An 11,759-nucleotide genomic window follows, 5' to 3' on the forward strand; every position below is an offset into this window, starting at 1 on the left:
AAACCGCTTTTCCATAACTTTCTGCTTACGCTGTCAATATACCTGCTTTTTAGTTATTGAAAAAGTGCCTTGTTCAATTAATTAAATTATACCACATAATTTGAATAAAAAAATTTTATACCTAAAATTTATTATATGTATAAGAAATCAAGTGTTAATAAAAAATTGTAAATTCTTCAAAATTTAATATTTAATAAAAAACTCTTCTTTTCATCAAATAAAAAATAATTTTTTTACTATATTTTTAAAATTAACTTTTGTTGAAATAACTAAGTAAAAAATTAAGTTTTAATTTAGTTGATAAAAAACTGCATCTTTTTGTATCTTAGCAGTTGATTTTTGTATTTCATATCAGTTGACAGACCAGGTGTTTCCTAACTGTTCAAAATAAATTGAATAAAGCAAATGACCACTAAAAGAACTGAAAATTATTAAAACTAGACTATTTGAATTTAAATTATATTCTTTATAAATTTTAAAATATTTTTATAACAATGACTAAAACCCAAAACAACCTATTATTTATAAGTCCGCCCGAACATATAAATGAGCAAGTTATTGATCTCATGAGATCCAATGGATTCAAAGTAAATATTGTTTCCGAAGTAGATGATGCCTTGAAATGTCTTCAAAATACCAAATACCAACTAACATTAAGCACGGAATTCATTGATGAGGCAAAAGGCGATCTGATTTTTCAAACGCTGGAACCTGAGCTACTCTCTCAAGCAATTCCTTTTTTTTTAATATTGGAGGATTGCAAAAAAGAGGATATCATGCTTGCGTTAGAGCTTGGAATTGACAATATCATTTTTCTACCATTGGACCAAGAAGCAACCATTAGGAAAGTAAATAAAGAAATCGCTAAAAAAAAGTATTTTAATTTTTTGAATACTTCTGATTTCAAATTTTATTTTAATAATTCCCATATACCTATGCTTTTGGTTGATAACGACCACATTCAGGAAGTCAACAACTCTTTTAGCTGCATTCATCAAAAAAATGGTCTGAAGGGGAAGCGTATTGATGAAGTTTTTGAATTCCCTGATTCCTCACTGGAAAAATTAAATTACAAACGGTTTGATAGCAAAATCTCAAATTATTGTAAAATAAAGAACATTTCCTTTAAAGAGGCTAGAGAAATCAGTTTTAACATATTGATGTTTAAAGGTACTTATTTTAACCATAAGACCTACTTGATTGAATTGTCCCCGAATCCCGAATCTGGGATGGAAATAAGTTATAATAGTAAAAGGGAAGAGCTTGGAAATTACCGAAACCCTATTCTTACACCCAGGGAGCACCAGGTATTGGAATTGTCTTCAGAGGGACTTCCAATTAAATTAATTGCAGATCGGTTGTCTGTTTCAAACCGTACGATTGAGAAGCATCGATCAAATATTATGGAAAAATTAGGAGTAAGGAATATTATAGAGGCAGTTTCGACAGTAAATACTCTAAGAGGGGGTAATAACCATATTGAAGCCTTATAAAATTCTAAGGGTACTTTAACATTTTTCTTGTGTTTATAATTTTTCTTTAAGCGGCCACTTGGAGTCGCACATGGTTGATAGTCATCCTATTGTGTAACGGCTACGTAATGCTCGATTTCAACTGAATTTTCATACGTATTTTCACTAACACGAAATTTTTAGCCCTCGGAAATCACGCATTGCCTGGGTCGATTTTTATACCTAAATTTGTTTTAACAGAGTACGAATTACATTTTAATTATATTGATATGCATCTTTTTGTATTTAACCTTAATATGCTTTTCAGAATATTCTTTTTCCTGACCATTGGTCTTCTACTGGCCAATTTCGCAAAATCACAAGATTTGAAAACTTCAAAAAACGTTGCTCGCGAGCAAAAACGCGATGCTCAGGAGCACGAAATCAGCACTGTTGATAGTATTTATATCCAAACTCAAGGTAATTCGAATTTTATAAAAATTAACGATAAAACCTTTCAAAACATTAAAACCATAATGGTCAAGGATTCAGTAAGCGGGACATTAATTCAAAAAGGAGGAAAAAATTCAATAAATGTAAGCGTAAATAATGTTGAAGGCTCTTCCATCACCGTACGACAATCCGGCCAAAACAACCAAGCGACAATCAAACAGAGTACCAAAAATGAAAGACAAAAAGATGATCAATAAAGATATACTAATCAATCAATTATAAACCAAAACAAAAACAAAAATGAAAAAAGCAAGTATTTTATTCTCCATGTTGTTTGCTGCAGGCATTGCCTTCGCACAGGACGATCCAAACAACACCTCTCAGATTACACAATCTGGAAACAATCAAAACGCTGATGTTGAACAATCTGGCGCAAACGAAAATTCTTCGGTGATCAACCAAGAAAATCGGGACAATGTAGCGAATGTTACTCAAATTTCAACAAGTGCTTTTGAGGAAAACACCACGCTTTCTAACATTAACCAAATTGGACGAAACAATGAGGCCACAGTAGAACAAACCCACGACGGAGCGCTTGAATCAAGAGCTGGAGCTTTGGCGGCGTACATTACACAGTCAGGTAATAATAACGAAGCTATTCAAAGACAAGGTCCACACGGTCAGTTGGGTACAAGTACCGCCTCCATTAACCAAAGTGGCAGTGATAACTTTGCCTCACAAAATCAGGTGAGGTATGGAAATACAGCTTCCATAGTCCAATCCGGTGATAACAATAATGCACAGCAAGCTCAGGACATCAATATGCTTATTGATGAAGAAGGTAGTATGAACAACGGATCGATTAATCAGGCCGGAGATAATAATACGGCTACTCAAGTGCAAGACGGATGGGCCAATACCGCTACAGCCAACCAGTCTGGTAATCATAATTCAAGCACCCAAACCCAAGATGCCTGGGTAAGCACAGCCTCCGTTAATCAAGCCGGTAATGACAATAGTGCCATGCAAGATCAAACTGGAAGTCTTAACTTCGGATATATCAATCAGTACGGAAACAGGGGTACCGCAGAACAAACTCAAAGTTCAGACCTAAGACGTTCTAGTGGATATGATCCATTAAACCTCGCAACCATCAATCAGTATGGAGTTGATAACGAGGCTTATCAAACTCAAACTACACCTGGCGGAGATATCGTATTGAATGAAGCCATGATCCTACAGGACGGAGCTCGCAATTATGCAAACCAGATCCAAACGGGCGGAAGTAATTTTAGCAATGTGTCGCAAGTTGGTAATGACCTAACTGCAAACGTTAATCAAACTTTCGGACTGTAAACTTCGCTCCTATTTTATTTTAGGTTTCCATCAATTTTGTTGGTGGAAACCTATTTTTAAAATAAAATCTTTTTGCAATGTCGCAAAAATTCCTTTTATTGATTCAATGTCTTCTCCGATTTCATATTACTTTATTTTATTGATCAATGTTAGTGCCATACAGGCATTTTCTCAAGAATCAATAGACCCTGAGGCAAGTATTTTACTTAATGTTCAAGCCATTGAAATGTATGAACAGCAGGAACGGAACAACAGTGTAATTATTGAGCAGGTGGGTAGCAATAGCAATGCAAGGGTATTTCAGGAAAATAAAGGAAATGGGGTTAACTTTATAATTCTGAAACAGTCAGGCAATAGCAACAGGGGATACGTAGACCAAAGTGGTAGGGGACATCGTACTGAAGTCAATCAAAATGGTGACCAAAATGAGGCCAATTTATGGTCAATAGGAGAAGGGGTAATCACAAGTGTGCTACAAAACGGTAATGAAAACAGCATCAATAGCTATATTTTTCAGGACGGAATAACCTATAGGTCAGCGGCTTTGATACAAGAAGGGAACCGAAACAGTATTGATCTTTCATTGGTAGGAAATGGAGTTGATACCAATATAACTAATCAAAACGTACGGATTTCACAATTTGGAAATCAAAATGAGGTAGACGCGATGATGGAAGGTTTCAGCTCATCTTTTGAAATAACACAAAATCCGGGTATAAATGGAGAGGGAATGAAAATAAATATTTCCACATCTCAATTTAACTTTCCTATGAAAAGATAAAGAAAAAATTTAATCGCCGAAACTTCTTTTAATTTACAAAAATTTTATATTCCTTCACAGGCGGATTGGTGTAACATTTAGATTGGTATAGGAAATGAAGATGTTGATAATGTATATATCGCTTTTTATATTTTTTTCTGACGATTTATTGGCACAATCTGACAGCACAAAGGTGCAAACCGGCAACGATTCTATTAAAGAAGCCCCAGAGGCCCTGATTAATTTATTGGAATCCATTACCGAAGAAGAAAAAAAACGAGCGAAGGAAGTGTCGGAGTTGGAAATAGATGGCCTGCTTATAGATGAAACAAAGACCAAAAGTGGTAGGGATTTTTTCGAATTCTTTTATAGACAATGGGAGGCACCTCAGGATGCCAGTAATTACTCCATATTTATTAAAGAAAAACCATTTCGGCTCAGTACAACTATGATTGAAATTTATATCAATGAAACGATGGTATTTCAATCTCTATTACAACCAAGAAATGATGTTGTGGAGCAATTGGTGTCACAATCGATTGGCTCAACTTACATGTATTTGGCAAGGTATGAGGAAATAGTAAGGGAACTTGCCGGGGAAGAACGCTCTGGTTCTGGCATATTTTAAACTAAACGACAATGAAGAAGATTCTATTTATTTTAACTCTGTGTATTTATTATTCGATTGGTTTTTGTGAAGCTCAGCAAATGGTATACAAGCCAAAAAACCCAGCATTTGGTGGAGAAACTTTTAATTATCAATGGATGCTAAGTTCTGCTCAGGCGCAAGATACCACCGTCGACCCTTCGCAGCAGCAAAGGACCCAAACGGGATTTTCCCAACGATCGCCACTCAATGATTTTACGGAAAGTTTGAACAGACAAATCTTAAGCAGGCTTTCCAGAGAACTGGTATTGAGACAATTCGGGGAAGATGAAATACAAGAAGGTAGTTACCAATTAGGAGATTATCAAATAGAAATTGGAAGTGGAGGTGCCGGAATTAATATCAATATAGTGGACAACAGAACCGGCGCAAGTACAGTAGTCGATGTTCCATTTTTTTAGTAAGAATATTTTAACTTAGTGTTGATGAAATTTTTGTGGAAGCAGTTGAATTCGTATGTCCAAATTCTAGCAGTATTAATTTTCCTGGGTGGTTGTAGCCCATTTTTTTACCAGCCTTTTGGAGACAGGGATGCTGCTCTTGGCCCTGAAACAAAAATGAAGAAGGAGCTTTTGTCCTTACCTGAGCCAAAAGAACCAGTGGTAGTGGCAGTATACAAGTTCAGGGACCAAACAGGTCAGTACAAGGAGTCGAATGTTGGTGCCAGCTGGTCCACAGCAGTGACCCAGGGGGCAACGAATATATTGATAAGGGCATTGGAAGAGTCTGGCTGGTTTGTCCCCATAGAAAGAGAAAATATCAGTAATCTATTAAATGAAAGAAAAATAATCCGATCAAGTAGGGAGCAATATGAGGGAAACAATAACATTCTTTTGCCTCCGCTCTTATTCGCAGGTGTTCTTCTAGAAGGAGGTATTGTTTCCTATGAAACCAATGTTTTTACAGGCGGAGCAGGAATAAGGTACTTTGGTTCAAATGTTTCTTCGCAGTACAGGGAAGACAGGGTATCCATTTATTTAAGAGCTGTGTCTACAAGTAACGGAAAGGTGTTAAAAACTGTATATACCACCAAATCAATCTTGTCTCAAGAAGTGAGTACGGGCATTTTTCGGTATGTGAAATTCAAAAGATTACTGGAGGCAGAAATGGGTTATACCCACAATGAACCCAGAGAACTGGCCATTACCGAAGCGGTGGAAAAAGCTGTTCACAGCCTGGTCATAGAAGGGATAATAGGTCGACTTTGGGAATTAAATGAACCAATCGACTCGGCACAACATATTATTGATGATTATCTGGAAGAAAAGGAAGCCAACCGTGAAATTGACTATATGGGTCAGCCCCATATTTATCAAAACAGATCGGGATTTTATCTAAACCCCATGTTGACCACTCAAAATTACTTAGGAGATTATCCTTCAAGTGAGATTCGGGGGGGAATCAATTATTCAATCGGATTTGGAATCAATAAATCACTTTATTTTGAAACAAGCCTTGGCTATCACCAGGTTAATGTAGAAAATTTAATGAATTCATTTGAATTCTATGGGGATGGAAACTTGGTTTTCTTAGCTAACCCCACAGGTAAACTATCTCCCTTATTTAGTATTGGTGGGGGTACTTATTATAATTTCGGCAATGAAATAGGCCTCTCTCAAAATCAATTGTTACCATATTTTACCTACGGGGCTGGTATTGAATATTTAGTCTCACCAAAATCAGCACTTACTTTGAAGGCATACTTAAACCAACATATGACAGATAGTTATGATGGTGTCGTTGCAGGCTCACTTGACGATATTATAGTGGGGGCCAGAATAGGATTAAAAATTTACTTAGGAAATTGATCGTAAAATGAAGGTAGTTTATTATTTAATATCAGCCGGCTTGTTTATTTTTTTCACAGGATGTGAATTAGAGCATATCACCGAAGACAAATTTGGCACTATTTCCGGAATAGTGGTTGATGGAGAAAATTACGAACCATTGTCAGGGGTTCAAATTTCAACAACGCCCCCAAGTACCATCGTATTAACCGATGAAGAAGGGGCTTTTCTAATAGAAATGGTAAAAGACGGTGAAGTAGTGATTTCTGCAAGAAAAATGGATTATTTAACCGCCAGTGTGAGTGTAGCCGTAAATGAGGACCTCAATACCTCCCTGACTTTTTTTCTTTTAGAAGATGATAATGATGTTGGAAACGTAGTCATATACGATCCAATACCAGGAAACGGGGCCGTAGGACAAACGGAAGATTTGACCCTGGAGTGGAAAGTGGATCAGGATGTCAGGTCCAGGGAACTAGAATTCAATGTTTATATCTTTGAATCAAATTCCACTACTCAAACCCTATTGGGTGAAAATCTATTAGGAAGGGAAATAGGGGTTTCCAACTTAAAACCAAACACAACCTATTTCTGGTATGTTGTTGCCAAATACCAAGGAAGAAACGTAGCAAATAGTCCAACCTGGACTTTTAGGACTGACTAAATAAAGTTTTTATTGGTATGCTTTAATTTTTGGTGAAGAACAAAATTTTTAACGATTAGATTAGTATTAGATTTTCAGTAGCATTAAATGTAGTAAGTTTTACTTGCCATTGGTACTTATTTTTGGAATTATTCCAACCAGATAAATTGAGTGAAAGCACCATTGGCCGCTATGTCCCAAACTTCTACCCTGACCCAGGATCTTCCCCGGAGGTCAATGGGGAATTCAAACTGCTGACTTCCGAATGAGTGGGTTGCCTTCATGCTGATTTTTTTCCGGTACACCCTTTCCCCGTCCCCTGAGATGACCTCAACAAAATTAAGCGGAAATGTCCAGCTTAGATTCAGGTTCAGGTTTACATCAGCAGGGTCTTCCAATACCAAAACCTCCCCGGACCTTTTCCCATTTATGGTAAAATCCGGGATCAAAACTTCTCCGGTGGTTACAAAAAATTCACCCTTCTCCATTGCATCCAGGACCGGTTGCCAACCATCTTCAAATTTTGGCAGCTTATTCATGCGCAGGTAATTGATATTCATGTGTCCATATATTTCATATTCAGGCTCCAGTTTAAAAAGATCCGCTTCTCCTATGGCATATTTCTTATGGCCCCAATTGGCCATGTCATCCATCAAATCCAGGACCCTTTTCCCAATTCTGGGCTGAGAAAGGTCGGCGGGAATGGCTTTCCATGCGGCACCAAGGAAACGATCGGAATGAAAAAATGCCTCATCCCGGTATTGGTCGGGAAAGCCTGTGGAACCTTTGGTACGCGCATGTGCCGTCCAGGCAAGGCCCTTCTCCTCCTCCAGTAACCTGAGCATTTCTTCTTTGTTGCCTACGCGGTATACTTTGCCATATTCGGGGTCCTCCTCCACAAAAGGCTGACCCTGTTCCCTTGACATGATCCAGTAAACGGGTTTAGGAAAAATGTTCATCCAGTGTCCGCCAAAATGACTATTGGGTTCTTCTCCCGGTAGCATTAAGAAATCCCCGGAAGAAAGCCTGGCACATTCCTCAAACATGGTGCGAAATTCTGACAACCTTCTGGGGCCATGATCTCTCGGGTTCCCTGCCAGGTGAAATTCCCCCAGGTGCATGATGTTTACACCCATATCCCGCAAAGCCCTGACATGCCCCGGAATTTCCGGAAGGGGTTTGTGGGTAAGTACATCATTTACGTGCTCCGTATGAAAATGACTCGCCATGGTTCGGTACCCCGGAAGGGGTTGATATGAATCATCATGAGTATATTTCTTTACCTCCTCAAGCACTTGCCCGTCCTTCTCTGCACTCAACAAAAGGAAAAAATTCAATCGCTGTTCTGTACCCGGTGGAGCATTAAACCAGGGCACATGCCGCCTGTCTCCCATCAAATCCTGCCGTATCCCCAAGCCAAAACCTGGAATCAAATCCCGGTAGCCCTTGCCAAACCAGGTAAATTTAAGGTTGTAGGCGTTGTCCAGGGGATAGAAATATTGGTGCGGAGGGGGGAAGACAGCCAGGCTTCCGCCTTTACTTTCGCCAATTATTGTCCGGTATTTTACGGCAAGCTCCTTGCTTTGGCTTGATGAATCTACACTTTTAGCCTGAAGATACCCCTCCGTATTCGACCAGAAAATCTCCTCCCAAACAGGTTCCTGGCTTACCAATCCGGCATCATAGATAATGGCCACTGAATCTTTTTTCGTTTGCATCACGGCCGCCAGATTCAAAAGGGGACTTTCTTCATACAAAGTGATTTCCAGCTTACCGGAAAAATGATCCGCTGACATTTCAGACAAAATGATTTTTATTCGGCTGCCTTCGTTTTCTACCGTAGCATCAGTTTTTTTAATTTCTACCAAATGCGGGGTGTAGGGAAGGTAGGCTGTCCGGTCAAAAAAAATGTTCCAGCCACTATCCTTTGTCAGGTCCCTTTTGCCTTCAGTGAGTACAAAGACCGGATCAATTCCCTGGGCAATTTCCGTATAATTCCCATCATCGGTGCTTAACTGTATGCTTTTAAATAATGGCTGACCCTCCTCCAGGTTTATTAGGAGTTTTCCCTTCTCCAGGTCACCGGTGGGCCAGGTGACCTCCAGTACATTTTCTCTTACGGAGACGGTAGCCTCTCCCTTTTGATCAAAACCGGAAAAGTCAACCTTATTTTGGGCAGAAAGATTCAAATTTAAAACAAGCAAACAACCTAAAAAGAAAATTTTCATCTGAATTCCTTTAAAACAAGTGGACAATGGAGCGTATTTTCAATTGGTCCCAGAAGCTAGGCAATCTCTATTACTTAATCAAAAAAAGTAAGTGATTTTTCTTCCTTCGAAAATTTTGAAGGTTTTTTCATTCCTCCCCAGTCTGCTTTTTCAAAATAAAACGGGGGAACGATTTTCTAACAACAAATTAAGACTTTTTTATCTTTTTTATTAGATTTGCATATGATTTCTCAGAAGTTTGTCTTATTTCCATTATTGACCTTATTGCTGGTCTCAGTTTTATTAGTAGGCTGTCAGAAAAACGCTCCTACCCAAGAAGAAAATAAGTCACCGAAAAAAGATTATATCCGAAAAATAGAAGGAAAAAGTGAACACATACCAGATGAGGTGGTGGCAAAAGGAGAAGTACTGGTAGCCTATTCCGGATGCGCAGACTGTCACCGGGTGGATACCAAAGCCAAGGGACCCGCTTTCAGAGATATCGCCCAAAGGTACCCGGTTCAGCCTGCCTATGTGGACATGCTGGCCAGAAAGGTTATTTCAGGCGGTTTTGGCTCCTGGGGCAATCCCATCATGAGTCCTCATCCCCACCTGAGTATAGAAGATACCCGGACCATGGTGTATTACATCCTGTCTTTGGATTAAATTTACACCAGGGCATTAACCTGAGATTGATCGATAAACCTTCCTTTGGAATAAATTTCAATTGCTCAAACAATTCTACCAGTGAAAATTCCTATTCAGAAAAAGAAGATCGGGTAAAGCCTCCTTTATAAGTGGGTCCGGTGAATTATCAACCAATTATTGAATAGCAATTTTTATTAAATCCCTTTAATTCAGTTGAAACATCCTCCTGCCTTGGGTTAAAACAAGCCCTATGTAAAGAGGGGTCGCTGGAAATGGAATTCGGTTTGGTGCTTTGGTGATTTGCGGCATCAGGGGATTTTCCATTTGCCTGGGAAAGGAATGGCTCCTTCCAATCGCAATATTTTATTTTCATATCCCGGTTACATTTTTTTCCGGGAAAACATTTTTCATTCATTTCCATTAATCAATTCCAATAATTTATTTCTCAGGATTTCTTCTGCCTGCCCATCCAAATTACTGATCCGGCAACGCCAGGTTTCGTAGCCACCTCTTTCCAGTTCATGCGCTGGTGGCACATAGCCCAGATTTCCATTTGCCATACATACCGTAAAGTATGGCTTTCCCTTCAATTCCTGCTTAATCTTTAAGCCCGTTTCAGCAAAAATCTCCCCTGGCAAAGCCCCAACTCTTCCCTCTCCGATATGAAAAACCTGCACCGGACATTGGGCAATTGAATGAAACTCTGCCAATAATACCTGTTCCCTGGCATAAAGGTATGCCCAACCCTCCTGATTGGGTTGCAGATTTTCATAATCGCCCCTGGCTACCATTTCCCTGGCCCTGGCCAGTTCTCTTTCGTTGGGAAGTCTGCGATTTACCTCCACAACTTTATAGGAGATGCCTAATTCAGGGTGGGTTTCCCATTGCAACGAGGGGATTTGTTCGGTTACTTTACCGGCAAGGTCCGCACCAATCAGTTTACTTTTGGCAAAATGGACCTTAGGATAATTTTTTTCCTTCAGAAAATCCCAGATATTGACATCCCCACTGGTGCCATTGGTAAGGATCCCAACAAAATCTTCATTCGCACCAAGCATCTTTTTCAGTGCCCCACTGAATGTCCCAAAATAATCAGCCGTAATGGTACCGTTTTCCCAATCGCCTACATAATGCATGGAATAGTTGGCCAGGATGCTGATCCATTCTCCTTGCACTGTCTGAACAGCCAAAAAAGCCAGTTCAGTGTCCGGACTGGATACCGGCCTGATGATCTCCTTTTCAGCTCCAGAAGGATTGGTTTTAACTGCGTCCCGGTCTCCGGTTACGGGATTGATAGGGATATAATTCTCCTGCATCCAAAACCTCCTGCAAACCGCATGTTCCGGAGCCCTGGCGGAACCAAAAGCCAGGCGGGCGGGCTTTCTTTTTTCCCTGGCCTGGGAGACTGCCTGGGCTATCTTGCCTGGTATTTTTCTGCGATATGCAAGGTCTGCCTGTACCAAATGTACTTCTTCCACGGCTCCTGCGGCATGGGTATGCGTACTGCAGACCATGATGCAGGAGGGATCCAGGCCCTGCTCCTGCCGGATCTGGGCTTTGGCTTCATCTATTAACTTCTGCCCCATTACACAGATATCTACTACCACAAAGACCAGGGTAGAAACTCCATTCTCCAGCCATAAGGCTTTGGCAAAAAGTGGATCATGGATCTCATTGGCATAATGAGTGATAAAATCACCATTGATAATGGTACCCAGTGGGGGTGTGGTGTCCACTTTGGCTGCTCCGGCCATGAATGATACGTCTGCTTTCATAGGTTGCCTGTT

Annotated in this window: 11 protein-coding genes; 9 read left to right on the plus strand and 2 right to left on the minus strand. The window is 39.7% G+C overall.

Annotated features, from left to right (window positions below; all coding sequences use genetic code 11):
- The first annotated feature begins 494 nt into the window (after nt 1-494).
- The 8 genes from G9Q97_RS18730 (at nt 495) to G9Q97_RS18765 (ending at nt 7,138) form a co-directional block, all read left to right on the plus strand.
- Nucleotides 495-1,493, plus strand: coding sequence for a response regulator transcription factor (locus G9Q97_RS18730; protein ID WP_166149650.1), 999 nt, complete (start codon nt 495-497; stop codon nt 1,491-1,493).
- Between the two features lie 275 nt (nt 1,494-1,768).
- Nucleotides 1,769-2,161, plus strand: coding sequence for a hypothetical protein (locus G9Q97_RS18735; RefSeq protein ID WP_166149652.1), 393 nt, complete (start codon nt 1,769-1,771; stop codon nt 2,159-2,161).
- A 43-nt stretch (nt 2,162-2,204) separates the two neighbouring features.
- Nucleotides 2,205-3,260 (plus strand): hypothetical protein, encoded by a 1,056-nt coding sequence (locus G9Q97_RS18740; RefSeq protein WP_166149654.1) that lies wholly within the window; start codon nt 2,205-2,207, stop codon nt 3,258-3,260.
- Between the two features lie 106 nt (nt 3,261-3,366).
- Nucleotides 3,367-4,041, plus strand: coding sequence for a hypothetical protein (locus tag G9Q97_RS18745; protein ID WP_166149656.1), 675 nt, complete (start codon nt 3,367-3,369; stop codon nt 4,039-4,041).
- 94 nt (nt 4,042-4,135) lie between these two features.
- Entirely contained in the window at nt 4,136-4,648 is a 513-nt protein-coding gene (locus G9Q97_RS18750) for a CsgE family curli-type amyloid fiber assembly protein (RefSeq protein WP_166149658.1), read from the plus strand.
- A gap of 11 nt (nt 4,649-4,659) precedes the next feature.
- On the plus strand, nt 4,660-5,088 hold the full coding sequence (locus G9Q97_RS18755; RefSeq protein WP_166149660.1) for a curli production assembly/transport component CsgF: 429 nt from the start codon (nt 4,660-4,662) through the stop codon (nt 5,086-5,088).
- 156 nt (nt 5,089-5,244) lie between these two features.
- Nucleotides 5,245-6,495, plus strand: a complete 1,251-nt coding sequence (locus tag G9Q97_RS18760; RefSeq protein ID WP_166149662.1) for a CsgG/HfaB family protein — start codon at nt 5,245-5,247, stop codon at nt 6,493-6,495.
- 7 nt (nt 6,496-6,502) lie between these two features.
- On the plus strand, nt 6,503-7,138 hold the full coding sequence (locus G9Q97_RS18765; protein ID WP_166149664.1) for a carboxypeptidase-like regulatory domain-containing protein: 636 nt from the start codon (nt 6,503-6,505) through the stop codon (nt 7,136-7,138).
- Between the two features lie 128 nt (nt 7,139-7,266).
- On the opposite strand, the gene G9Q97_RS18770 is transcribed toward G9Q97_RS18765, so the two are convergent.
- Nucleotides 7,267-9,345 carry a CehA/McbA family metallohydrolase domain-containing protein gene (locus G9Q97_RS18770; RefSeq protein WP_166149666.1) on the minus strand — a complete coding sequence of 693 codons (2,079 nt, stop codon included), beginning with the start codon at nt 9,343-9,345 and terminating at the stop codon, nt 7,267-7,269.
- Nucleotides 9,346-9,567: 222 nt separating this feature from the next.
- On the opposite strand from G9Q97_RS18770, the gene G9Q97_RS18775 reads away from it, so the two are divergent.
- Nucleotides 9,568-9,990 carry a c-type cytochrome gene (locus G9Q97_RS18775; RefSeq protein WP_166149668.1) on the plus strand — a complete coding sequence of 141 codons (423 nt, stop codon included), beginning with the start codon at nt 9,568-9,570 and terminating at the stop codon, nt 9,988-9,990.
- 389 nt (nt 9,991-10,379) lie between these two features.
- Here G9Q97_RS18775 and G9Q97_RS18780 read toward each other — a convergent pair whose 3' ends face one another.
- The gene (locus tag G9Q97_RS18780; RefSeq protein ID WP_166149669.1) at nt 10,380-11,747 is read right to left on the minus strand and encodes a hypothetical protein; all 1,368 of its coding nucleotides are present in this window, start codon (nt 11,745-11,747) and stop codon (nt 10,380-10,382) included.
- Nucleotides 11,748-11,759 lie beyond the last annotated feature (12 nt).

The organism is Cyclobacterium plantarum (genome assembly GCF_011290685.1).
GTDB classification, from domain to species: Bacteria; Bacteroidota; Bacteroidia; order Cytophagales; family Cyclobacteriaceae; genus Cyclobacterium; species Cyclobacterium plantarum.